At 46.6% G+C, this 25609-nt stretch carries 20 protein-coding genes; 6 read left to right on the forward strand and 14 right to left on the reverse strand.

Annotated elements, in window-relative coordinates:
• Nucleotides 1-47: 47 nt before the first annotated feature.
• The gene (locus UF05_RS20165; RefSeq protein WP_045544786.1) at nucleotides 48-2369 is read right to left on the reverse strand and encodes a Tex family protein; all 2322 of its coding nucleotides are present in this window, start codon (nucleotides 2367-2369) and stop codon (nucleotides 48-50) included.
• Nucleotides 2370-2581: 212 nt separating this feature from the next.
• On the opposite strand from UF05_RS20165, the gene UF05_RS20170 reads away from it, so the two are divergent.
• The 5 genes from UF05_RS20170 (at nucleotide 2582) to envZ (ending at nucleotide 7950) form a co-directional block, all read left to right on the forward strand.
• Nucleotides 2582-4462: a putative ATP-dependent zinc protease gene (locus UF05_RS20170; RefSeq protein WP_082064075.1), complete on the forward strand. Its 1881-nt coding sequence runs from the start codon at nucleotides 2582-2584 to the stop codon at nucleotides 4460-4462.
• A 154-nt stretch (nucleotides 4463-4616) separates the two neighbouring features.
• Nucleotides 4617-5108: a transcription elongation factor GreB gene (gene greB / locus UF05_RS20175; RefSeq protein WP_005458979.1), complete on the forward strand. Its 492-nt coding sequence runs from the start codon at nucleotides 4617-4619 to the stop codon at nucleotides 5106-5108.
• Nucleotides 5109-5221: 113 nt separating this feature from the next.
• Nucleotides 5222-5614, forward strand: coding sequence for a DUF1090 domain-containing protein (locus UF05_RS20180; protein ID WP_045544788.1), 393 nt, complete (start codon nucleotides 5222-5224; stop codon nucleotides 5612-5614).
• Between the two features lie 218 nt (nucleotides 5615-5832).
• Entirely contained in the window at nucleotides 5833-6552 is a 720-nt protein-coding gene (gene ompR / locus UF05_RS20185; RefSeq protein WP_005459027.1) for an osmolarity response regulator transcription factor OmpR, read from the forward strand.
• 105 nt (nucleotides 6553-6657) lie between these two features.
• Nucleotides 6658-7950 (forward strand): two-component system sensor histidine kinase EnvZ, encoded by a 1293-nt coding sequence (gene envZ, locus UF05_RS20190; protein WP_045544789.1) that lies wholly within the window; start codon nucleotides 6658-6660, stop codon nucleotides 7948-7950.
• 64 nt (nucleotides 7951-8014) lie between these two features.
• Here the strand turns inward: envZ and UF05_RS20195 are convergent, their stop codons facing one another.
• The 13 genes from UF05_RS20195 to UF05_RS20260 all read right to left on the reverse strand — a co-directional run bounded on the left by UF05_RS20195 (nucleotide 8015) and on the right by UF05_RS20260 (nucleotide 23762).
• Nucleotides 8015-9406, reverse strand: coding sequence for a uracil-xanthine permease family protein (locus tag UF05_RS20195; RefSeq protein ID WP_045544790.1), 1392 nt, complete (start codon nucleotides 9404-9406; stop codon nucleotides 8015-8017).
• A 232-nt stretch (nucleotides 9407-9638) separates the two neighbouring features.
• Entirely contained in the window at nucleotides 9639-11720 is a 2082-nt protein-coding gene (gene recG, locus UF05_RS20205; RefSeq protein WP_045544791.1) for an ATP-dependent DNA helicase RecG, read from the reverse strand.
• A gap of 118 nt (nucleotides 11721-11838) precedes the next feature.
• Nucleotides 11839-12522, reverse strand: a complete 684-nt coding sequence (trmH, locus tag UF05_RS20210) for a tRNA (guanosine(18)-2'-O)-methyltransferase TrmH (protein WP_045544792.1) — start codon at nucleotides 12520-12522, stop codon at nucleotides 11839-11841.
• A gap of 57 nt (nucleotides 12523-12579) precedes the next feature.
• Nucleotides 12580-14700 carry a bifunctional GTP diphosphokinase/guanosine-3',5'-bis pyrophosphate 3'-pyrophosphohydrolase gene (spoT, locus tag UF05_RS20215; RefSeq protein WP_025795496.1) on the reverse strand — a complete coding sequence of 707 codons (2121 nt, stop codon included), beginning with the start codon at nucleotides 14698-14700 and terminating at the stop codon, nucleotides 12580-12582.
• Between the two features lie 39 nt (nucleotides 14701-14739).
• Complete coding sequence (gene rpoZ, locus UF05_RS20220) at nucleotides 14740-15012, reverse strand: DNA-directed RNA polymerase subunit omega (RefSeq protein ID WP_005379346.1); 273 nt, start codon at nucleotides 15010-15012, stop codon at nucleotides 14740-14742.
• Nucleotides 15013-15193: 181 nt separating this feature from the next.
• Nucleotides 15194-15817, reverse strand: coding sequence for a guanylate kinase (gene gmk / locus UF05_RS20225; RefSeq protein WP_005496750.1), 624 nt, complete (start codon nucleotides 15815-15817; stop codon nucleotides 15194-15196).
• Between the two features lie 305 nt (nucleotides 15818-16122).
• A complete protein-coding gene (locus tag UF05_RS20230; RefSeq protein ID WP_045544793.1) occupies nucleotides 16123-17337 on the reverse strand; it encodes a tetratricopeptide repeat protein in 1215 nt (404 codons plus the stop codon).
• A gap of 12 nt (nucleotides 17338-17349) precedes the next feature.
• Nucleotides 17350-17982 (reverse strand): energy transducer TonB, encoded by a 633-nt coding sequence (locus UF05_RS20235; RefSeq protein ID WP_005458947.1) that lies wholly within the window; start codon nucleotides 17980-17982, stop codon nucleotides 17350-17352.
• Between the two features lie 4 nt (nucleotides 17983-17986).
• Nucleotides 17987-18394 (reverse strand): ExbD/TolR family protein, encoded by a 408-nt coding sequence (locus UF05_RS20240; protein ID WP_005458951.1) that lies wholly within the window; start codon nucleotides 18392-18394, stop codon nucleotides 17987-17989.
• Nucleotides 18395-18419: 25 nt separating this feature from the next.
• On the reverse strand, nucleotides 18420-18947 hold the full coding sequence (locus tag UF05_RS20245) for a MotA/TolQ/ExbB proton channel family protein (RefSeq protein ID WP_005458945.1): 528 nt from the start codon (nucleotides 18945-18947) through the stop codon (nucleotides 18420-18422).
• Nucleotides 18948-18956: 9 nt separating this feature from the next.
• Nucleotides 18957-20318 (reverse strand): MotA/TolQ/ExbB proton channel family protein, encoded by a 1362-nt coding sequence (locus UF05_RS20250; RefSeq protein WP_020904362.1) that lies wholly within the window; start codon nucleotides 20316-20318, stop codon nucleotides 18957-18959.
• Between the two features lie 3 nt (nucleotides 20319-20321).
• Nucleotides 20322-21086: a DUF3450 domain-containing protein gene (locus tag UF05_RS20255; protein ID WP_005496754.1), complete on the reverse strand. Its 765-nt coding sequence runs from the start codon at nucleotides 21084-21086 to the stop codon at nucleotides 20322-20324.
• 72 nt (nucleotides 21087-21158) lie between these two features.
• Nucleotides 21159-23762: a TonB-dependent receptor plug domain-containing protein gene (locus UF05_RS20260; RefSeq protein WP_021486907.1), complete on the reverse strand. Its 2604-nt coding sequence runs from the start codon at nucleotides 23760-23762 to the stop codon at nucleotides 21159-21161.
• An 820-nt stretch (nucleotides 23763-24582) separates the two neighbouring features.
• On the opposite strand from UF05_RS20260, the gene UF05_RS20265 reads away from it, so the two are divergent.
• Nucleotides 24583-25608 (forward strand): ABC transporter permease subunit, encoded by a 1026-nt coding sequence (locus UF05_RS20265; protein WP_005458995.1) that lies wholly within the window; start codon nucleotides 24583-24585, stop codon nucleotides 25606-25608.
• The last annotated feature ends 1 nt before the right edge of the window (nucleotide 25609 follow it).

Below are 25609 nucleotides of genomic sequence, written 5' to 3' on the forward strand. Positions count from 1 at the left end.
GCCCAGCTGCAACCTTAATATCTCAAGTGCAGCCGTTAAAACCTAGACTACTTCTTTGCTTTGGCGAAAGCCGCCGCAAATGCGCCACCCATCGCATTGTTCGATGAGGAATCATCACGGCGAGGTTGACGACGTTGTGGTTGGTCATTACGACGCGGCGCTGCTGATGAGCGTTGGCTGCGGTTGTCTTGACCCGGCTCGTCGTTTAAACGCATCGATAGACCGATACGCTTGCGCTGTACATCCACTTCCATCACTTTCACTTTAACGATGTCACCTGCTTTCACCACTTCACGCGGATCAGAAACGAAACGATCCGTCAGGGCTGAGATGTGCACTAAACCATCTTGGTGAACACCAATATCGACGAAAGCACCAAAGTTGGCCACGTTCGATACGACGCCTTCGAGAATCATGCCCGGTTCTAGATCTGCAACCGAGTTAACGCCTTCAGCGAAGGTCGCTGTTTTGAACTCCGGGCGAGGGTCTCGGCCTGGTTTATCCAGCTCTTTGATGATATCGGTCACCGTTGGGACACCGAAGTGCTCATCGGTGTAATCCACCGCGTGCAGACCTTTAAGGAACGTCGAATCGCCAATCAGTGCTTTGATGTCTTTACTGTTCTTCTCGGCAATCGCTTTGACTACAGGGTAGGCTTCTGGGTGCACTGCAGAGGCATCCAGTGGGTTTTTACCATCCATAATACGAAGGAAACCCGCACACTGCTCGAACGCCTTAGGACCTAAACGAGGCACTTTCTTCAAGGTTGTACGTGCTTCGAAACGACCGTTTTCATCACGGAAGTCGACAATGTTCTGTGCGATGGTGCTCGACAAGCCTGCAACGCGCGTCAGTAGCGCTGCAGAGGCAGTGTTCACATCAACACCCACCGCGTTTACACAGTCTTCGACAATCGCATCAAGACGTTTTGCCAGCATAGATTGGCTAACATCGTGCTGATATTGGCCCACACCGATCGATTTAGGATCGATTTTAACGAGCTCCGCTAGCGGGTCTTGCAGACGACGAGCAATCGACACCGCACCACGCAGAGATACGTCCATATTTGGGAACTCTTTCGCTGCAAGCTCAGATGCTGAGTAAACCGATGCCCCCGCTTCACTTACGATGATTTTCTGAATTTTCAGGTTGCCGCGTTTGATCACGTCAGCGACAAAGCTGTCGGTTTCACGCGAAGCCGTGCCGTTACCTATTGCAATCAAATCCACGTTGTATTTGCGCACCAACTGATCAACGATTTGCGCTGATTTTTCGTATTGCTTTTGTGGTGGGTGAGGGTAGATGGTTTCTGTTGCAAGCACTTTACCAGTAGGATCGACAATAGCGATTTTAGAGCCTGTACGCAGACCCGGATCGAGACCCAGCGTCGCACGAGGGCCTGCCGGTGCTGCCATCAACAAATCTTTTAGGTTGGTGGCAAACACTTCAATCGCTTCGATTTCAGCGCGTTCTTTCATTGCGCCCATCAGCTCGGTTTCCATGTGCATCGATACTTTGATGCGCCATGCCCAACTGATCACTTGTTTACGCCATGCGTCCGCCGGTGCGCTGCTTAGCGTCACGCCATAATGGTCGGCAATGATGGTTTCGCAGTACGATTGGCGTGCACCTTCTTCTTGTTCTGGGTCGGCGTTCATCGCCAACGTCAAAAAGCCTTCATTACGGCCTCGTAACATCGCCAGTGCACGGTGTGATGGCACTTTGCTCAGTGGCTCGTTATGGTTGAAGTAATCTTTAAACTTCTCGCCTTCTTGCTCTTTACCTTCAACGACACGAGAAACCAGTTCCGCGTTGCGGTTTAGATGAGCACGAATTTTTTCAAGCAGGTTCGCATCCTCAGCAATGCGTTCCATTATGATTGCGCGAGCGCCATCCAGTGCTGCTTTGGTATCTGTGATGCCTTTGTCCGCATCAAGATATTTCGTCGCTTCGCTTTCTGGTTCAGTTTGTGGCTGGTTCCAAAGTGTATCCGCGAGAGGTTCTAAGCCAGCTTCAATCGCGATTTGACCTTTGGTGCGGCGCTTTGGTTTGTATGGCAGGTAAAGGTCTTCCAGGCGAGTCTTGCTGTCGGCTTGCGTGATCTCTCGTTCTAGTTCTGGCGTCAGTTTGCCTTGTTCTTGGATCGACTTCAGAATGGTTTTACGGCGATCGTCGAGCTCGCGAAGGTATGACAGACGGCTGTCCAGAGTGCGCAGTTGGGTATCATCAAGGCCACCTGTCACCTCTTTACGGTAACGTGCAATAAATGGGACCGTGTTACCATCATCAATCAGGGCGACAGCGGCGTTGACTTGCTCTGGGCGAACATTCAGTTCTTGAGCAATCATGCGACAGATAGCTTGGCTCATCCGTGTATTCTCTTTTAATTCGGTTTGGATATTGGTTGTGTATAGAACATTGGGGTCATTCATAGAATTTGCAATGTTTTAAATTAGCTTCGCAAAAATTTACCGGGCGCTGGTGGACATCGGTCAGATTTATGTCAAAACTGTAATTAAATTGAGAACTTATAAGTTCTGTTGGCGACTAATTTTATATACCTTGGCTCACACGGATAATCATGATGAAAAAAATGTCTTTGGCTCTGGCACTCTCTAGTGCTCTCCTGATAGCCCCGTTTGGTTGGGCGCAATCCATCTCTGCAACCACGCAAGATCCCATCTATCAACTTGATGATAAGTTAGTTTTAGGGCGGGTCGAAAGTGTGTATTACAGCGAAATTCCTGAGCTAAGTGACGTCCCTTTCATCGGTAAAATTGATACCGGCGCTGACACCACCTCCATGCATGCAGAAAATATTCACGTAAGCAGCAGCAATCCCAAATACAAAAATCTTAAAGATGACAAACTGCTGTGGGCAATTGTCGACGATTTAGGTGGCACGCAAGCCAAATGGGAAGCCAACAGTTTTGAACCTTATCAAGTCACCGTCAGTTTCACGATTCAGCATCCTTATACTGGCAAAGAGATCACGGTAACCGACGATCTTGAGCGCATCAGTGCTATCCGCAGTCGCACCAGCAAAAAACCGATTTTGCGTCCAACCGTAAAAATGCCGATGACGATTGCTGGGCATACGGTAGATACCGTGGTGAACCTTACCTCGCGTAAACAGTTCTCTGCGCCAATCCTGATTGGCAAAACTTACCTAGATGATAACGCGTGGGTGTTTGCTGGGTATGACTACCTGCAAGAACAACCCAACGCGAAAATGATTGGCAAGAAAGAGACGGTAGAAATCGAAGGCATTCCCTACAAAACCAGCGTTTCGACAAGCAGCCGGTACACCAACGTTCACGCTCTCGACATCAAAGTTGATAAAAAAGCCAAGCAAGTGTCGTTTACTTTAGAGGGTGAGAACGGTAAGCGCCATCCTATGACACTGCCATTGGTGCGCATGTTGAAAACCACCAAGAGCGAGCGACCTTTGGTGTATCTGCCTGTCAAGATTGATGAAAACGAAACTCAGCAATGGTTGGTGTACTTACGAGACCGCAGCAAGTTCAGTTCGCAAATCCGTCTGGGTCGAGACGTAGTGAGCCAAAATTTCGTGATAGATACCGACAAAGAGAATTTGCTCGGTGGTGTGGAAAAAACCTTTAAGAGTGCACTGAAGTCCAAGCCATTGGTGATTTCACCGGAAGAGGAAGTGAACATTGATGGCTACGTGGTTCCCGCTTATCCAACCTTTACCGTTAAAACGCCATTATTACGCGTGAATGGATTTGAACTGAGTGAAAAGGGCAAAGACGAAGTCGCGACGTTCTATTTGAGCAACGAAAAAGGCAAAGAAGAAAAAATCACCAAACCCGTGCTGAAGAAACTCAAAGTCGGCGACATGGTGCGTCCTGTGGTGGAAGGTGACTTCTTGTTCGGTAACAAAGAAAAGTCGATGGAGTTTGCTATTGACGTGCTAGATAAAGATGAAGAGCAGCCGTTTTTCGTTTTCGGCCACAACATGGCTAAAGGTGGCGTGCTACTGAATACGCGCGCAGACCACTTGCTCGATGCCAAACCTTTGTTCCGAGCTGGCCACATCGAAGTGGCCGAAGTGGAAGGTATGTCTTTCCCGGTCAAACTGGACACCGGTGCGGATGTCAGTTCTATCAATGCTAAGGACATCAAACTGTTCCAAAAAGATGGCAAAGACATGGTGAGCTTTACCTACGAAAATGACCTCGGTATGCAAAAAGCCTTTACTCGCGAAGTGGTAGACGTAATGAAAATTACTGCGAAAAAAGGCGAGAAAGCAAACGTACGTCCGGTGGTGGAAATGCACGTCAAACTGGGTGACTTAGAGAAGAAAATTCGTGTGAATTTGCAAGATCGCGGACGCTTTCATTACAGCATGATTTTGGGTAAAAACTTCTTAAAGCACGGTGCGTTAGTAGCGAGTGAAACCAATTACATCGTGACGAAAAAACCAGATTACGAAAAATAGTCGAACCGTCGCCTAACCTAATTGCCAATACCCAAAGTCCGCTCTGAGAATCTTGTGGCTTTGGGTATAATTCTAGGTTTAGGATGAAGATCGCGTAAGCGTCGATGCTGCTGAATGTGCGGCATTTTTTATGCCGAAATGAATAGGAGCCAAATTGAAAACTAAGCTGATTACCCGTGAAGGTTATAACAAACTCAAGCAAGAGCACGATTACCTCTGGAATGAAAAGCGTCCAGAAATCACCAAGATCGTGACGTGGGCGGCCAGCCTTGGCGATCGTTCGGAAAATGCTGACTACACCTTCAATAAACGACTGCTGCGTCAAATCGATCGACGCGTTCGTTTTCTCAGAAAGTTTTTACCTGAAGTCACCATCGTAGATTACTCACCTCAACAAGAAGGCAAAGTCTTTTTTGGTGCTTGGGTCGAGATTGAAAACGAAGCTGGTGATGTGAAGAAGTTCCGCATTGTGGGGCCAGAAGAAATATATGGCGATGCCAAAGATTACATCTCCATTGATTCCCCTATGGCCAGAGCCATGTTGAAAAAGCAAGTGGATGAAGAATTTACCGTTCGAACGCCGGAAGGTGACAAAGAGTGGTTCATTAATTCGATTGAATACAACAAGCAAAGCGCAGAATCTTAACTTCCTCGACCTTGAAACATTCGGCGAGCGAAGTGCGTTTGCCAATGATGTTGACCTATTTTTTATGCGCCCTCATTTGAGGGCACGAGCTGTATTTACTGGAGAGGTTTAAAATGAAAGCCGTGATTTGTGGTGCTGTGTTAACGATGGCTATTTCGCTTCCTACTGTCGCTCAAGAAGAGCTAAAAGGGTGTGATGCCAAAGCGTTTGCACTTGAGCAGCAAATTGAATACGCCACAGTACAAGGTAATCAAAAGCGCATTGATGGATTAAAACGAGCCCTTGCTGCGATTGAGGATGAATGCTCGGAAGAAGATTTACGCGAAAAACTGCAATCAGAAGTCGAACAAAAAGCGCAAAAAGTAAAAGCTCGCGAGCTAGAATTGACAGAGGCACAAACGTCGGGTTCGAGCGACAAAATCGAGAAAAAGCGCCGAAAGTTAGATGAAGCGCAACAAGAATGGTTAGACGCTAAACGTGAGTTGGAATGGAATTACGGCCAGTAGGCACACAAGCTTGAGCTGCGGTTAATACCACCTCTCATCGCGTTTTTGTGGCGTTGTTCACATCTCGAAACAAAGTCAATATCGCTAAATACTTAGGGCGGCGCGCAAATAATTTCCCAAAACCGCGTCTAAGATAAAAAGAGTAACAATTTGCACAAGCACGTTTGAAAAAACAGTGATACATTTTCGTCAATAGATGCTTCTGAAAGGATGTTTCAATGCAGGAAAATCATAAAATTTTAGTGGTTGATGACGATGCTCGTTTGCGTGCTCTGTTGGAGCGTTACCTTTCTGAGCAAGGTTTTCAAGTCCGTAGTGTAGCAAACGGCGAACAAATGGATCGCCTACTAACACGCGAAAACTTTCACCTAATGGTATTGGATTTGATGTTGCCAGGCGAAGATGGTTTGTCGATTTGTCGCCGTTTACGCCACGCCAATAACATGTTGCCAATTCTGATGCTGACAGCAAAAGGTGACGAGGTTGACCGTATTGTTGGTTTGGAAGTTGGTGCGGACGATTACCTACCTAAACCGTTCAACCCGCGTGAACTACTCGCTCGTATTAAAGCGGTTTTACGTCGCCAAACGGTTGAGCTACCGGGGGCGCCAAGTACAGAAGAAAAAGTGGTCGAGTTTGGTGAGTTTCGTTTGAATCTAGGCACGCGTGAAATGTTCCGTGGTGATGAGGCTATGCCATTAACATCGGGTGAATTTGCGGTGTTGAAATCACTGGTAACCAACGCGCGTGAGCCAATGTCGCGTGATAAGCTGATGAATATGGCGCGTGGTCGTGAATACTCGGCGATGGAGCGTTCTATCGACGTACAAATTTCTCGTCTACGCCGCATGCTGGAAGACGATCCGAGCAAACCTCGCTACATCCAGACCGTATGGGGTTTAGGTTACGTATTTGTCCCAGACGGCAAAGAGTCGTAATTCTTACTCGCTTAACCGGCAATCGGTTTTTAAAACTTCGGCCATCAAATTTCCTTCTTATTTGGTGGTCGAGGTTTTCGCAATTAGGGTCATCAGGAAATTTCCATGCGAATCCGAAGTTCACTGACACAATCTATTCTACTGTTCATCTCCTTGCTTCTCGCTAGCCAAGTCTTTTCTTATTACGCCGTTTTTAACTACGCGTTGATGCCAAGCCTGCAACAGTTCAACAAAATTCTTGCTCATGAGTTGAATCTGGTTCTCGATGAAGATGGCCCGCTAAAATCGGATGCACCATTGCGTCGCCAGTTATTAGAAAGGTTGGGCGTGACAGTTCACAGCATCAACAGCGAGAAGGCGGTTGAGTTTAACCATGCGATGTCTATTGATTTGATGTCGGAGGAAATGACTCAAGAGCTAGGCTCACCAACCGAAGTACGCCTGCTGCTAGGTAGTGAAAGCTACATTTTGTGGATGCACATCGAGAAGCTGCCCAATTCCATTATTCGCATCCCGCTGTCTGAGCTGCAAGAAGAGGACTTTGCGCCGCTATTTCGTAACAGCCTGATCATGGCGCTATTAATTATCGCAGGTGGTTGGTTGTTTATTCGCTTGCAAAACCGGCCATTATTGGCGTTGCAACGTGCGGCAGAAGGCGTTGGGAGAGGGGAAATTCCCCCACCGCTACCAGAAAAAGGCGCATCGGAAATTCGTTCGGTAACTTGTGCGTTTAACCAGATGTCGAAAGGGATTCAAGAGCTCGAAGAAGACCGCGCTCTGTTAATGGCAGGCATCAGTCATGATTTACGTACGCCGCTGACGCGAATTCGTCTCGCTACTGAAATGATGTCGCCAGAAGACAGCTATTTGGCGGAAGGGATCATCAGTGACACGGAAGAGTGCAATGAGATCATCAGTCAATTTATGGATTATCTAAAGCCTGTAAACAAAGAATCGTTTGAGTCGGTTGATGTCAGTACCATCGCTAGTGACGTGGCGAGCTCTGAAGGGGGATATGAAGTCGAGATTGAAACGGACTTGAACATGCACCTTCCTCCTGCGAAAGGCAGCCCGATTGCTATTAAGCGAGCGGTGAGTAACTTAGTTGTCAACGCACTGCGTTACGGCAACGGTTGGGTGAAAATCAGCACAGGCGTGACGGCAGACAAACAGTTGGTTTGGATATGCGTAGAAGATAACGGTCCGGGGATTGAGCAGTCGCAAATCGCGAAGTTGTTCGAACCGTTTACCCGTGGTGATACGGCGCGAGGCAGCGAAGGTACTGGTCTGGGTTTAGCGATTGTAAAACGTATTGTTATCCAACATTCAGGTTCGGTGGTAATGCGTAATCGCAGTGAAGGCGGCTTGATCGCCCAAATCAGTTTCCCGACCAAATAATCCTCTAAAACCAAAAAGCCCAACCAAAAATGTGGTTGGGCTTTTTAATTTCTAAGTACAGGTATTAAGACTCTTTCACTTCTTGAGCGACAAGTTCATCTTCTTCTGCCAGTTTTTCTGGAAGCAGCAAGTTCAGCAGTATCGCGGTGATACCGCCAGCAGCCACACCAGTTGAGAAGATGCTTTTAATAAACTCAGGCATAAACTGCAGAATCTCAGGTTTCTGAGCGATACCTAACCCCATCGAGAATGACAACGCCATAATCAGAATTGCGCGGCGGTCGAGGTCAACACGCGAGATAATACGCACGCCTGCAGCGGCAATGGTACCGAACATCACGATAGTTGCACCACCAAGTACAGGTTCTGGGATCAGCTGAACAAAACTGGCCACGCCCGGGAATAGACCAAGAATCACTAACATACCCGAGATAAAGTAACCCACGTAACGGCTTGCGACGCCCGTTAGCATGATAATGCCGTTGTTTTGACTGAAGGTAGAGTTTGGAAAGCTGTTGAATACCGCAGCGATAGCCGAGTTCAGACCGTCCGCTAATACCCCACCTTTGATGCGCTTCATGTAAATAGGGCCTTTAACCGGCTCGCCAGATACTTCAGACGTTGCGGTAATGTCGCCGATCGCTTCCAACGCCGTGATAAAGAAAATCAGCACGAGAGGGATAAACAGTGACCAGTCAAATGACAAGCCGTACTGCATCGGAATCGGTAGCGCAACGAGGTTGGTTTCCCCCAATTTTGAGGTGTCGACCATGCCCATGAAGTATGCCATTACATAGCCAACCAGCATGGCAATCACGATCGAAGCCACGCGAATGTATGGGTTTTTAGAACGATTCAAAATCACAATTAAACCAAGTACGGTACCAGCGAGCGCCAGTTTGTCTAAGCTACCAAAAGTACCGTCGCCCATTGCAGCATAGCCACCACCCATAGAAACCAAGCCGACTTGGATCAGCGTCAGGCCAATCAGAGTTACGACAATGCCAGAGACGAGAGGTGTGATGATGCGACGTGCATGCTCAAGCACACGAGACAGTAAGATCTCGGCAAAGGAGGCAACTAAAATCGTCCCGAAAATCGCCGCCATCATGGTGCTGATGTCCGCGCCACCTGCTTTGAGTGATAAACCCGCACCGATGATTGGACCCAAAAAGTTAAAGCTGGTGCCTTGCACCGATAGCAAGCCGGAGCCGACAGGGCCAAAGGTACGGATTTGGATAAAGGAAGAAACACCAGATGCAAACAGCGACATGCTGATAATGGTGTTGGTTTGATCGGCCGGAACGCCCAAAGATTGGCAAATGATTAAGGAAGGTGTAATCACCGCAACGAACATCGCCAATAAATGCTGAAGTGCAGCAAAAATCGTTTGTGGCAGTGGTGGGCGATCATTTAATTGATAGACCAGTTCCGAAGATCGGTTTGAAGTTGTCATGATTTGTCTCGCTAGTCGCAATGTGTTCCCAGATCTCGCTGAATGGGAGGGCTGGGTGGAGTTGACGTCGTTACCTGTGATTGCTGTTAATCAGTGTCAACTCAGGTTGGTGAAGTGTGATGAGGCACACTCTAGAAATTTTGAGCGCGATTATAGAGAGATTTGTCCAAAAAGCAATCGTTTGCTATTGGTGGCAGCACTAAAAAACGAGCCATTTGGCTTGCTTTAAGATTTACGCTTTGGAGTAGATATCACGCTCGCCTAGCCAGCGTTCGATGATGGCGGCTGCATTGCTTGGGTAATTGTCGTGAATATGACGTGCAATACGCTGAACTTCTGGGATTAAGCGTTGATCTCGAACTAAATCGGCAATTTTGAAATCAGCCAAGCCTGTTTGTTTGGTGCCCAACAATTCGCCGGGCCCGCGGATCTCGAGGTCTTTCTGCGCAATAACAAAGCCATCGTTACTTTCACGCAGCACACCGAGTCGTTTTTGTGCGGTTTTCGACAGGGGGGCGTGGTACAGCAGGACACAGTGACTGGCAACCGAGCCTCGACCGACGCGGCCTCTTAACTGGTGTAATTGAGCCAAACCAAGGCGTTCAGGGTTTTCGATGATCATCAAGCTAGAGTTTGGCACGTCTACGCCAACTTCTATCACCGTCGTGGCTACGAGCAGGTGGAGCTTGTTGTCTTTAAACTCTTGCATGACAGCTTGCTTTTCGGCGGGCTTCATACGACCATGAACTAGGCCAATTTTTACATCTGGCAGTTTGCGCTGCAACTCTTCAGCGGTGTCTGCTGCGGCTTGCGCTTCTAACACTTCTGATTCATCGATCAGCGTACACACCCAATACGCTTGCTTGCCTTCGTTAAGACAAGCGTTTCGTACCCGCTCGACAATGTCGTCACGTTTGGTATCTGGAATGGCGACGGTTTGAATCGGCGTTCGGCCTGGTGGTAATTCGTCTATCACCGACGTTTCCAAATCAGCATACGCTGTCATTGCTAGCGTGCGAGGAATCGGAGTCGCCGTCATGATGAGCTGATGCGGATACGCGCCTTGTTTTGCCCCTTTCTCACGTAACTCTAATCGCTGATGGACGCCAAAGCGGTGCTGCTCATCAATGATGACTAAAGCTAGGTGATGAAATTCCACATGTTCTTGGAAGAGGGCGTGAGTACCCACTATCATTTGCGCTTCACCGCTGGCAATACGAGCCAGTTCCGTCTCTTTGGCTTTGCCCTTGAGCTTACCAGCAAGCCAGCCAACTTGAATGCCCATGGCATCAAACCAGTTGGCGAAATTGATGGCGTGTTGTTCAGCGAGCAGCTCAGTTGGTGCCATTAAGGCCACTTGGTAACCGTGCTCAATGGCTCTGACGGCAGCCAGTGCCGCGACGAGGGTTTTCCCTGAGCCTACGTCACCTTGGACAAGACGCATCATTGGGTGCGGCTTTTCGAGGTCGGATTCAATCTCTTTCACCACGCGTGCTTGAGCATTGGTCGGAGAAAACGGCAGTTGCGCCAACAGCTGTTTTTTCAGTTTGTCACATGGTGCGAGCGGTAAGGCGATATCTTGCTGGCCTTTGCTGCGAACCGCCAACATCGATAAGTTCTGAGCGAGCAACTCTTCCATGATCAAACGGATTTGAGCGGGGTGCTTACCTTCATCAAATTCATCTAAATTAATGGTTGGCGGCGGGCGATGAATGGTGTGCAACGCCTGCGACATAGTAATCTGATGGTTATACAAGCCAGAAGGTAGCAATTCTTGCACTGCCACTTTATCGAGTAGCACCAATGCTTGCTCTGTAAGGTTACGTAAAGTGATTTGACGCAGGCCATCGGTGGTTGGATAAACCGGGGTTAAGCTTTGTTCCACATCTGGCTTTTGTTCACTGGCGTAAAATTTGTAGTCAGGGTGCACAATTTCCAGCCCCATACCACCACGCTTAATTTCTCCGTAAGCGTGTACTAACTTACCCTGTGAAAAATTGTTCTTCATCGCTGCAGTAAAGTTGAAAAAACGCAGCGTGATGGTGCCATTGCCATCACTGATTTTGACTGTCAGCATTTTGCGTTTACCAAAAATGGTATCGACGGTCATGACTTTGCCTTGTACGGCCGCCCAAAGGCCTGCGTGCAGTTTGGCAATAGGATAAATGCGGGTGCGATCTTCGTAGCGTAGGGGCAGGTGGAACAACAAATCTTGAACGCTATGCAAGCCGACTTTAGCGAGTTTTTCTGCGACTTTGGCGCCAACTCCTGATAGAGAAGTTAAAGGAACAGCAGATAGCATTTGGGCAGACATAGAAAGCTCAAGAAAATGGTTAACATAGCAGTATGTTAACCATTGAGCTGTGTTTTTGTACAGGAAAAACTATAAGAAGTGGCGTAGAAAGCGAGGGCTTTCGACGTTATGTTTCAGCTTAAGCTTTTTGCATCTCTTGCCACCACGCCTCATCTGCGATGATTTGACCTTCATCGTCGAGTGGTGGGTATTCCAGTTTCTTGCGTTTCGCTACTTTGGCAAGCACTGGGTGACCACGTTCAAATAAGATGCGATGAATGGTTTCTTTTGGTAGTGCGCTTTCTTCTCGATCATACATGCCTGCCGCTTCACGTTGGCGTTGCGCTTCATACAGAATCACAGCACTGGCGACCGAAACATTCAAAGATTGCACCATTCCAATCATCGGAATAATGATGTCTTGATCGGCGAGTTTTTTCGCTTGTTCAGACGCGCCAATTTTTTCACTACCCAGGATGATTGCAGTCGGTTTGGTGTAGTCGATTTCACGAAAATCGACCGCGCTGTCCGATAAGTTGGTCACCAATACTTGCATGCCTTGGGCTTTGAGCTCGGTAATGGCGGTTTCAATCGAGTTGTGAGTTTCTACTTCAACCCAGTTACGAGCACCTGCAGAAGTGTGGGTTAAAGTGCGCATTTTATCAGGCCAGATAGCATGAACTTTGTGTAAGCCCGTGGCGTCAGCCGTACGAATAACGGCAGAGACGTTGTTAGGTTTGTGAACCTCTTCTAGGCACAAAGTAAGGTCGGTTTGGCGTGCTTTAAGCACCTGATGGATACGGTGGTAACGTTCTAAATTCATAGTAAATAAATAGGGTATAAAAAAATCGCCACCCAGTGCGAGTGGGTGGCGATGAGTTTAGTTCTTTCTTCGTCTGACTCGGGTCGCCTGCGGCATCGCTTTGATTTTTCGCATGATACCTGCAAGGTGGACACGATCTTTGGTGGTCAGCAGAACGGTGACAGTATACAGTCGGCCATCACGTTCTTCGGTCGACAGGCCATGGATATTGGAGCCTGTTTTCGAAATCACGTTGGTCAATTCTGCCAGAGCACCTTGGTGGTTGAGCATGTCGACTTTCAGTTCTGCGATAAACTCTTTGTCGTAATCGTCAGACCACGCAACGGCCATGTATTTGTCCGGCTCTTTTTGGTAACCGCGCACATTTGGACACGTTTCACGGTGAACAACCAAGCCACGGCCAGGAGACACATGCGCAATGATGTGGTCATCTGGAATTGGGTGACAGCAATTAGCAAACGTCAGCAGCAAACCTTCCGCGCCACGAATTGGAAGTTTCTTCTTCGAGTCGGTTGGAATGGAACTGGTTGTCGTTAGTTCTTCAGTATCGCCCAGCAAACGACGAGCAATCACAATACTCATGAGTTCGCCTAAGCCAATTGCTGCGAGTAAATCGTCTGTGCTTTCTAAGCGCAGATCGGTCAGTACTTCTTTAATGTTCTCTGGGTAGATGGAGTCAATCGAGTGACGACCCAAAGCGTGATTCAGTAGGCGGCGGCCGAGCGTGATGGATTCTTCACGACGCATGGTTTTCAGTACTTGACGAATCTTAGTGCGAGCGCGAGAAGTCACGACATAGTTCAACCAAGCGGCATTTGGACGAGCACCTGGCGCACTGATGATTTCTACCGTCTGGCCGTTCTTCAGTGCCTTACTTAGTGGGTAAGGGTTACGGTCAACACGAGCACCAACACAGGAATTACCTACATCGGTATGTACCGCGTAAGCAAAATCTACGGCTGTCGCGCCAAGTGGAAGTTCAACAATACGACCTTTTGGTGTGAAGACGTAAATCTCATCTGGGAATAGATCCGATTTTACGTTTTCAATGAATTCGAATGAGTTACCTGCACTTTGTTGTAGCTCAAGCAAGCTTTGCATCCAACGTTGCGCTTTCACTTGTGCGGTCGTGCCCGACTTATCGCCCTTGTCTTTGTAAGACCAGTGCGCTGCGACACCTTTGTCCGCCATTTGATCCATATCTTCAGTACGGATCTGCACTTCAACAGGCACACCGTGTGGGCCAACCATGGAAGTGTGAAGCGATTGGTAGCCGTTTGCTTTTGGTACCGCGATATAGTCTTTCATGCGACCTGGGCGCGGCTTATACAAGCTGTGCACTTGGCCTAGAACGCGATAACAAGTATCGGCAGTATCAACAACCACTCGGAAAGCGTAGATATCCATGATGGTGTGAAAACGCTGTTCTTTGGTTTTCATCTTGTTGTAGATGGAGAACAGGTTCTTTTCACGACCTACGACGCGTGCATTCAAACCAACATCTTGCAGTCGGCCTTCGATTTCACTGTGAATACGCTGAATCATCTCTTTGCGATTACCGCGAGCCGCTCTCACGACTTCTTTGAGTACGCGATAACGGTTTGGGTACAGCGCTTCGAAACCCAGCTCTTCCAACTCAGTTTTGATATTGTGAATACCAAGACGATGAGCTAATGGGGCATAGATTTCTAGTGTTTCACGAGCGATGCGACGTTTTTTGTCTGGTCGAAGTGCACCTAACGTGCGCATGTTGTGCGTACGGTCAGCCAGTTTGATCAGGATAACGCGGATATCTTGCACCATCGCCAGAACCATCTTGCGAAAGTTCTCAGCTTGAGCCTCTTTCCTGTCACGGAATTTGAGTTTGTCCAGTTTAGATACACCATCAACCAACTCAGCGACGGTGTTGCCGAATTTCTCTTCGAGATCTTCTTTTGTAACGTCACAGTCTTCAATGACGTCATGCAGCAAAGCAGCTTGGAGGGTTTCAATATCGAGGCGCATTTCGGCCAAGATACGAGCCACAGCGACAGGGTGGATGATGTATGGTTCACCGCTAGAGCGGGTTTGCCCTTCATGGGCATCTCTCGCTACCACATAAGATTGACGCAGAGCCTCAATTTGAGGCTCTGTTAGGTATTCTTGGGCAACGTCTTTGAGGCTATCGAATAGATACAAATTATAGGCCCGGGAGGTTGTTGAATTCTAAAGACAGAATTAACGGTTGTGAGCGATGCTGCTTACTGCCGCTAGCTCTGCCGCTTCTTGCTCTTGCTGCTCTTGACGTTCACGAGCGTCTAGAACTTCTTTAGTAATTAAACCTTCTTCGATTTCGCGTAGAGCGATAACCGTTGGCTTATCGTTCTCTTCTGGCACTAGTGCATCTTTACCGCCAGTTTGCATTTGACGAGCGCGGCGAGCCGCAATCAGTACTAGGTCGAAACGGTTGCCAACTTTTTCAACAGCGTCTTGAACAGTTACGCGTGCCATGAGGACTCCAAATAGTTAACTAAATTTTAGAATGACGAGAAAGTATACAACCTAACTACTTTATTTACTAGCAATTAGACAAGCCACAATGTGTGGGCTTTCTCTCTTGTTTATTATGGCTACTTTGCACAATACAAAGTAGCGGAAATTCTGGTTAAACAGACTGACTCTTTGGTGAGAGCTATTCTGCTAATAACGCGTCAAGCATACCTTTATATTTAGCAGCTTGTTTTTCTTCCTTCAATCTTTCTGCACGAAGGATAGCTTTAAAGTCCATTAATGCTGTGTCGAAATCATCATTCACGATGACGTAGTCATATTCGCTGTAATGTGAGATTTCCGATTTTGCTTCAGCCATGCGCTTGGCGATGACTTCTGCGCTGTCTTGACCACGAGTATTTAAACGACGTTCAAGCTCACCGTTTGAAGGTGGCAGAATGAAGATGCTTTTTGCTTCTGGCATTTGCTCTCGAATTTGGCGAGCACCTTGCCAGTCGATATCTAGGAATACATCGATGCCTTTCTCTAGCGTTTCTTCAATCCATACGCGAGACGTACCGTAATAGTTACCAAACACTTCGGCGTATTCTAGGAAGTCGCCTTTAGCAATCAGAGTTTCAAACTCTTCTTTTGCGACGAAGTGGTAGTGGACACCGTCTTCTTCACCAGGACGCATGTTGCGAGTAGTGTGAGACACAGACACTTTCATTGCGTATGTTGGATTACGTTCCAACATTGCTGAGATCAAGCTAGATTTACCTGCGCCGCTAGGTGCAGATACGATATAGAGAGTACCTTTGCCCATTGTACTGTTCCACTTTTGATTGGATTGATTGAGTGCCGAAGGAAAGTTTCGACAGTCTTATAACGATAGCACTGGCGGCAAGGAATCAGCCATTATGGAAATGGTGATTGGTGATAATCCCGCCAGAAAAATGGAGGCGAAGAGTATCATGATCTCTATGTGGTTACCAGTTGATCTTTTGGTCCGCATCCCCATCAATGACAACGGATTGAGAACTGAAAAACGACGAAAAAAGGGGAAGCTTTCACTTCCCCAGGCGTGCGACTGACTCACACTTAATTTTCGCGCCATGATAAATGCATGACTTACCCTTGTGACTCTAGGAAATTAATCCAAGGGCTCGCCATTGCTCTCATATCCGGAGATTGAGCCGCACTTTTCATTGCTTTTAGAGCATTACTCGGTTGGTTTAACTCAAAATATGCCATGCCACGAATGTAAGAGAGCTCTCCTTTTTGTTCGTGCTTAGCATCTGGGGCGGCGTTTTGCGTAAACTTCGTCGCCTCCGTATATTGCTTGTCTAAAATCATTAGACGAGCAATTTTTATTTGAGTTTTTGCTTGTGGAGCAAGATTGTAAGCTTGTTGATAGACGTCGATAGCCTGTTCAAGTTCTTGTGCTTGCTGCCAAAACGAACCAAGTGTTTCCAAATTTTTTGCGTTGCGCTCTACATGACCATTATCAAAGGCTGCTTGAAGTGTTTTCGCTGCGCGGAAAGGCACTCCTTGATAAGCTTGGAAGTTTACTAAACGCAGGTATTCTTTCTCACCTTCTAAGAGACCCATCTTATGAGCCATTTCTAGTGTTGAAAGGGCATTGCGCTCTTGATTTAACTCCATGTAAATACCAGACAATTGAGTCCAGTAACGCTTATTTTTTGGATATTTAGTGGTTAATATTTTCAATACACCCGCAACGCTCTTGAACTGCTTAAGTTCATAATGCGCAGACATCAGTAGCTGATACCAAGATTCACTAGGTTCTTTACTCATAGCGATTGCTTGGTTAGCTGGTGGAATCGCGTTTTTGTAATCTTCTAGCTGAACATAAGCACTCGCTAGAGTGATGTATGCATGCGCTTGTGGCTTTTCTTCGGTGGTTTCTGCAATTTTGAACCACTCATTCATGGTTGCTACTGACTTTTTAAATTGCCCTTCGGCTAAGTAAAGCTGCGCCAAGCTATAACGAACTTGCTGGGCTACAGGCACTGGAAGTGCGTTTAAACTTAACGCATCAGCAAAATACTTTGCTGCTTTCGGGTAGTCATCTTGCAGAGAGTACAAAAAGCCCATCTGTTGCAGTAAGACTGCACGGTCATATTGTTTTTTGCTTGTACTACTTAATGCTGAGTTCAATTTAGAAAGGGCATCAGCGTACTTTTCTGTAGCAATGAGTTCCTGAACTTTGTTTACCGTTCGAAACGTTTTGTCTGACAACTCCGGAGTGTTGGCAAAACCAGACGCGCCATACGCGCCTGACAATAACACTAGAGAAGCCAACAGTTTGGTATATGCTTTCATACGTATGACTCCTTAGTTTGTAGAGAACTCAATTTCTTGAGAAAGGCGAGAGCTAACCGCTTTACCATCAACCATTTTGGGTTTGAAGGTCCACTTAGATACGGTTTTCTTCGCGGCTTGTCCCAAGCCCAACTTACGTGGTGTCTCTTTTAAAACTTTGACGTCCTCGACGCTACCACGTTCGTTAACAGTAAACTCTACAAGTACGATACCTTTCTCAAGTCCAGAACGGGCAGCCTTACGAGGCATCTGAGGTTGGAATGTTGCTAAAGGCACAGGGCCTCCGCTACCTGCCAGTCTCGCTCCGCCACCTTGGCTGTAATGACCGAGCACTGAGCCACCAGTGACGTTAACTGGTAGATCGAGTTTTGGCATATCCATTGGAACTTGGTCCATCACCGGTTTTACTGTCGACGTCACCTTCATTTCTGGTGGCGGCGGCGGACGCTTAGGTGGTGGCGGTTTCGGGAGTTCGCGTTTTTTCTCCTGTACTTTTTCGTCCGGTTTAATGCGAATGAAATCGACCATACGCTGATCATCATTCGACACTAGCTCGTGGCGCTCTTTGTTTACCAGCTTGTCCATCCCCCAGAACAATCCGAGGGAGACAATGAGCGCCAGTGCAATTGAGGCCAGATACCGCATAAGCTTAATCCTTATTCGTTGCGGCAATGGAGATGCTTTCGACACCTGCCATCTTAATCTGGTCCATAACCTTCACGACTACCCCTGCATTGGCCTCGGTATCCGCTTGGATAACAACAGCGCCATCAGGGCTTTCTGCGCGAAGACGTTCGATGTTGGCGCGAACAGCGTCGACTTCAATGCGTCGTTTATCAACCCATACGTCTCCAGCGGCACCGATGGCAACCATAATGTTCCCTTTCTTCACGGTTTGTGCTGAGCTTGCTGTTGGGCGGTTTACTTCCAAACCTGCTTCTTTAACGAACGATGTTGTTACGATAAAGAAGATCAACATGATGAATACGATGTCGAGCATCGGTGTCATATCGATAGCTGTTTCGTCACTGCTATCACTGCTATAGCGTCTTTTCATGACCTATACCTCTAATTCCATTTACTCAGGCAATATGCTTTAGCTTATCTTCCAGCTTTTGCGTTGTGACTTTGGCTAAATGATCAAGACGTGAACTAAAGAACAGTCCTGACAGAGAAGCCACCATCCCGGCTAAAGTTGGGATTGTTGCCTTTGAGATCCCCGAGGCCATTGCTCGAGGGCTTCCTGTTCCGGTTACCGCTAAGATGTCGAATACTTGGATCATGCCGACTACGGTGCCGAGCAGGCCAAGTAGGGGACAAAGCGCAATCAGTACTTTAACGATTGGTAGCCCCTTTTTATTCTCAATATCCTGACGAGATACAATTTCTTGTCGGATCATCTTTGCGTTCCAGCTTTGATGTTCTGAACGCTCACTCCAAAGAGTCACGGCTTTTTTAGCGGCTCTTGGAGCGACGGCGGCAAAGTAGAACCAGCGTTCTAGCAGCACTGCCCATAACATGAAGCTGAGGATGAAGATAGCGACGAGTACATCGCCACCCATTCCCAAGAAGCGCCTAATTGATTCAAGTTCTCCAACTAACCACCACATAACGCCTCCTTAGCTTTCGGCTTTATGTAGTTTTTCCTGATAGCGAGCGATGAAACCTGCACTCTGTTCTTCAAGAGTTTGAACCAAACGACGACCTTTACTGTGTACGATGGTGTAAAGGAACAGTAGAGGAATTGCGACAACCAGACCTAGCATGGTGGTTACCAATGCTTCAGAAATACCGCCAGCCATTAGTTTCGGATCGCCGGTACCAAATAGCGTGATTGCCTGGAAGGTACCGATCATACCCATTACTGTACCTAGTAGACCCAGTAGTGGTGCTACAGAAGCAAACAGTTTGATTGAGCTGATAAAGCGTTCAATGCTTGGTGCATTGCGTAGGATGATTTCGTCCAACTTCGCTTCCAGATCTTCAAGGTTGTCGCCTTTGTGATCTTGGTAAGCTTGGATAACTTCACCTAGAGGGTTGCCAGGGATAACTGTGTCTGATTTCGCCTGTTTACGCATTTTGCCACCGATGATCTGAAGGCGTAGGAAGCACAATAGCGCGATGATGACACCAACAGCGCCCATTGCTAGGATGACGTAACCAACGATACCGCCTTGGTCAATACGCTCCTGAACGGTAGGGCTCTGTACTAGTAGCGATAGAATTACGCCACGAGATGGATCAAGGAATAGCGGCTCATAAGTGCCTTTTGCTGATTCAAAACCAGCCACTTGGCTTGTGATGTTCTTGCTTGGCTGACGTGATAGTTCTTCGAACTTGCCAGTTTGAGGTACGTAAATGACGTATTTGCCATCTGCAATTGCGTTAAATTCACCTACTAGCGTTACGTCGCGAACGGCTTCTTTACCTTCACCGTAAACAACCGTTGCTTGTGTTGTTGATGTATCACCAGATACGACAACTTGTTGAAGAATAGTGTGCCAGAAAGTTTCTAACTCTTGTGTTGATGGTAGTTCTTTACTTTCTGCTAATTTAGTTAGCAGCGCATCGCGCTCTGGGAACTGAACTGCGTTTTGTGAAGCTGCAAATAGGCCTTTAAATTCACCTGCGTACTGACGAACCACACCAAACATTTCACCCAAGGTACCGGAGCGAACACGCAGTGTTTCGGTTAGTTCAGTTAGTTGCTTGTCATTTTCGTCGAAAGTAGCTTTCAGTTGATCGCCAAGCGCTTGCTGTGCAGCTAGCTCTTCACGAGCCTGTTGTAATAATACAGCTTGTTGGTCACGATCGCGCTTGAACACAGCTTCACGTTCTTTGTTTTCTTTTGATTCTACAATGCTTTCTGATTTTACGTTTTTTAGTAGTTCAGAAAGCGTTTGTGGGGTTTCAGCTTGAACGCCACAAACCATAAATAAGCTGGCTAGTAGACCAGCGGCTAGAGTTTTGAATCCTTTCATCTCTTATTCCTCCCCAGCAAATACAGGCAATTTGATTAGCGCTGGTGGCGCTTGCTTCTTCGCAATACGAAGGCCTTGCTGTACCGCAATACGGTAGCTTTCAGGTAGTGTCTCCCATTGACGTGTTTGTTGGTTCCACATACCTGTTTCACCGCCGTCTGGAGACTGGAATAGAAGTGCTGTACGACCAATACGTAAGAAATCGTACGTTACGATTTCGCCGTTACGATCTAAGCTCGCTTTGTAAGACTCAATTGAGCGAGAGAAGCCTTCTTCAATTTGGTACGCTTCCATCACTTTACGGAATTTCTCAGAAGTCGTTACGTCTGCGCGATCCATCAGGCGGCGTAACTCTTGAACGCGTTTGTTGCGTTCTTCTTTTTGGAAAGGCAAATCGAGTGTAACGAACTCATCTAGCGCATCGATCATTTTTAGTGTTAGAGGAACAACTTCTGTTGCCGTTTGATCGATTTGAGCAATTTGGTTATTCAATGAGTCCAGTTCGCCCTGTTGCGATTGAACCATTCGATTAATTTGCTCGTTGTAGACTTTCATACTATCGATTTGACGAAGTAAGCCCTTATATTCTGCCAACATACCTTCTGTGCTTTCAGCGTAAGTATCGATTTTTTGCTGAGAAGCTTGAGAAGACTTCGTTGTTTGTGCTTGATTGGCGACTACGGTTCCAGAGTCTGCAGCAATCGCTGCACCACTTACCGAGAGAATCGCGGCAGTAACTGCACTTACGCCAAATTCCTTTAACGTCATAGTAGCATCCTTGTTAGTGTAAATAGTCAGTCGAATAGGGCGCAGGAAATACTCCTGCGCCAAAGGTTTTAATTAAAAGTTTTGAGAGTATTTCAAGAAGTAAACGCGGCCTTGAATGCTGTATAGGTCTGAGTTGTAAGTTACACCATCAGATTCAAATGCAGGATCTTCATCAGTAAGGTTACGAACACCTGCCGTGAATTTTGCATCCCACGGAGCTAGGTAGTTGTACGCAATGTTCCACGTTGTTTGTGAAGATATGTGACCGATTTTATTGTAGTTGTCGTCAACATCTTGAGCTTGGTCTGCGATGTGGTCTGCAGATAGATAGATGTCATGGTCTTCTAGGAAGTTTAAGCCAACACCAGTGTTAAAACGGTACTCAGGCAAACCATTACGACCTACTTGATTATTTACTGGGCCACCAACGTATTCAGGTGTGCTGTAGTCCAGAACATAGCTTCCCATGAAGTCGTAACGAACTGTCGCAAAATCAAAGTCGTAACTGTAGCCGACTTTGAGGTCGATACCTGAAGTATCGAGTGTACCTAAGTTTTGCAGCCCCGCTGTTGCTTCAATGATGCGGCCATTTGCATCACGGATGATGTTCGGGTTAGAAACACCAGAGCTACGCTCTTCGTCGATCATGCTTTGCAGAGTATTCAGTGTGATCATGTCATCAATACTGATGTTGTAGTAATCCACTGTTACGTCTAGGTCGTCGATTGGTGAGTAGCTCACACCAAAGTTAAACGATACTGATGTTTCTGCTTCTAGATCTTCGTTTGCTGTACGAGTTACATCATATTGAGTTTCTGGACAGTCTGCGTATGCAATACCATTTGCTGAACAGTAGCTGTAGTCTTTTGCGAAGTCTGACGAGTAGCTGTCAGCCGCGTAAAGGTCAGATAGTGTTGGAGCACGGAAACCCATACCAGCACCAGCACGGAACATCAGATTATCAAGAGGCTGGTAACGGAAAGATACTTTTGGCGAGATCTCATCACCGAAGTCGCTATAGTGGTCGTAACGAGCCGCAATGTTCATTTCCAGCTCATCAGTAAACGCGATCATAGATTCTGCGTAAAATGCATAAGTTTCTCGATCGCCACCCGCAGAGTTACCAGCACTACCGATGATGTTGCCTGCTTCACTTTGTGGGTCGTATTTATCGAAGTAATCGTAAGTGGTAAATTCAGCACCAACATACAATGGAATAGTGATGTCACCAACTTCTGCTAGGTCAAATTGAAGGCCGCCAGAAAACTGATGCATTTCCATTTGGGATTCACGACTAGTACCTGCAGACAACTGATTTGTTGCATCTGCACTGAACTCGCCATTCACAAACTGACCTGATTCAACTAGGTTCGATGCCGCTGAACCGAATACGTAACCAGTACCAACTTCATTACTGTTAGAGAAGTTTAAGTGGTAACCAGCTTCCCAAATTACCTCACCGAAAGAGTCGGTATAAAGCGTGCCATCAAGACCTGCTTTGAAATCAGCTTGGAAATCTTTAACTGTAGTATCACGAGTTCCCACGTTGTTAAAACGGTAGTATACAGAAGCTGGACCTTTGGTTGTATCAAGGCCATTCTCTGCGAAGAAATCAGCGCCACCACTCGTGTTAGGATCTACGTCGAATGAGCCTGCTGCAGGTGCGAAACGACCAAAACTTTCATTGCGGCTTAAAAGCATTTGTGCATTAAAAGTAGTGTCGTCAGACAAGAAGATATTACCGTTCATAAATACGGTATTACGTTCTAAAGATGCCGTTTGAGCTGCTTCCGATGTGTAGTCGTAGCCACAGATATCGCCCAAACCAGGGTAGTTTGTTAAGCCTACAAAACCTTTTGAAGGATCACATGACGCGTTAGTGTCGTAGCCCTTAAGTGCTTTCAACTCGCCATCATGGTAAACGTTGCGACCAAAGATACTAACGCCTGACATATCGAAATAGTTTGCAGAGCCGGTGTTGGTTGAACTTAGGTAATCACGATCGCGTTGGTAGATTTCGTCTTTGCTATCATGCTCGAAAGAGAACATGATGTTGCCTTTCTCACCGCTTGTGCCCATCACGAGTGCAACGTTTCCTTCGTCGCCGCCGTCTTGACTTGGAATGCCAGAACCCACGCTTACGTTGATACCATCAAATTCTTCTTTAAGAATGATGTTTACTACGCCTGCTACAGCATCAGAGCCGTATACAGCAGAACCGCCGTCAGCCATCACTTCAACGCGTTCTACGATTGCCGATGGAATTACGTTGATGTTTGCAGCGCCACCACCCATGGTTGCAGAGCCTGGTAGACGTTTGCCATTAATCAAAACTAGAGTACGAGAAGAGCCCAAACCACGTAGAGACATGGTTGCTTGGCTTTGCCATGAGCTGCCTGAACTTTCACTGTAAGAACCAAATGAGTTAAAAGATGATTTACGCAATACATCGGCAATCGATACGTCACCAGCGCGTTCAATTTCAGCTCGACCAATTACTGCTACTGGAGTGCTTCCTTCCATAGATGCGCGCGTTAGGCGCGAACCAGTAACTTTCATCTTTTGAAGTTTTTCAACTTGTTGCTCTTCTGCCTGTGCTGTTAGAGGGGCCACTGCTGCCGCTGTCCCCAAAGCAAGACTGATCGCAACAGATAAAGCGGTTGTGTTTTTATACATCCTTGTTGCTCCGATTATTATTATTTCCTATGTCTGGTCGCATAGCGACCAAATGTGACGTTAATATTTCGTTAACGGTCGGCCAATGTATAACCGAGAAGAAAAAAGGAAGTCAAACCAGTGGTAAACGGAGATGTGGAAATGTAAAAAAGATGTAAACAACTAAAAGTGATTTAAATCACGGAATAATTTACTGTGTAGGTTCTATAAATCGAGATCAAATTTTAATAAAACACCGTATTTTGTGTTTCTTGTAAACTTTAATGACATATATTGCCTATGGTTTTTAAGCGGGTAATTGAATCTGAAAATACTCATTTATCCAGTGAATTATTCTAAAGGTGGAATTTTATCGAATGCTAACCATGTTGACTTGGTTGCACTGGGTGGTATCAAAATATGATACCCATTGCTGTAAAAGGGCTCACTCGTATTTTTCAGTCAAATGTAACCACAGCTTATGTGTCTATTTATTCTTGCTATGTGCATTTTTATATAGGGTTTTGGCTCTAAAGTGCCTAGATTGATATTCTGCAGGAATTCTTTTTGTGGTTTTTTATAATTTTTTACAAAAACATTTCTGTTTTTCGACATCGGAGGAAGTTTGTCATGTTTTGGTTTCAAACACTTGAAGCTGATGTGGATTCAAGATAAATATGACGCTGAAATTATTGCCGTAGAAGAAAAAACTAGTTATTGAATCGCAGGGAGTGTGTTTCAACAGCTTTAGTTACTACGCGGATAGATATGCACCATTTTGGGCCGGAAACTTCCCACCAAACCCGCCTAATTTGGACAGTAGACAAGGAGCAAGTTGTATATGCTGTCGTACTTTTTACGCCGTTTAGCGTTAGTCATTCCGACGTTTCTCGGTATCACCATTCTTATCTTTGCCATCACTCGATTTGTACCGGGTGGGCCAGTTGAACGCATGCTGTCACAAATGCAGTCTCAGGGAGACGGCGCAGCATCGATGACGTCAGCGGGTGGCAATACTGCACTGTCTGATGAGCAAATCGCTGAGCTAAACGCATTCTACGGGTTGGATAAACCTGTGATGGAAGCTTACGTTGATTGGTTGAGTCGATTAGTAACGTTGGACTTGGGTGAATCAACGCGTTATTACGAACCAGTATCGGATATGATTGCAGAGCGTCTGCCTGTTTCGCTGTTCTATGGTGGCATGACTTTCTTTATCAGCTACTTCATCTCGATACCGCTTGGCTATTACAAAGCCCTCAAGCACGGTTCTGTGTTTGATTCTACCTCCTCCATTTTGATATTCGTCGGTTATGCCTTGCCTGGCTATGTGGTTGGCGTGTTATTGATTACTTTGTTTAGTTATCACTTGGAATGGTTCCCTATGGGGGGCTTTGTCGGTGATGATTTCGATGACTATGAAACCTTCTTTGAACGCGCAAAAGACGTGATGTGGCATGCTGTGCTTCCGCTGATCTGTTACTTGATTGGTGATTTCGCAACGCTCACCATGACGATGAAAAATAACCTGATGGAAAACTTATCATCGGATTACATCCGTACCGCGATCGCAAAAGGCTTGCCGTTTAAGAAAGCGGTACGCAAACACGCGCTACGCAATAGCTTAATTCCAATTGCTTCTCACTTTGGCAACTCACTGTTGTTCTTCATGACAGGGGCATTTTTGATCGAAGTTATCTTCAACATCGACGGCATTGGTTTATTAGGTTACGAATCCATTATGGAGCGTGATTACCCAGTAGTGATGGGCATCGTTGCTATCAACGCGGTATTGCTGCTGATCGGTAATATTATTTCGGATATCTGTGTTGCTTTAGTCGACCCACGTGTGAAGTTTGGAGCGTAAT

The sequence above is a fragment of the Vibrio sp. S457-15 genome (assembly GCF_000960545.1).
GTDB classification, from domain to species: Bacteria; Pseudomonadota; Gammaproteobacteria; order Enterobacterales; family Vibrionaceae; genus Vibrio; species Vibrio parahaemolyticus.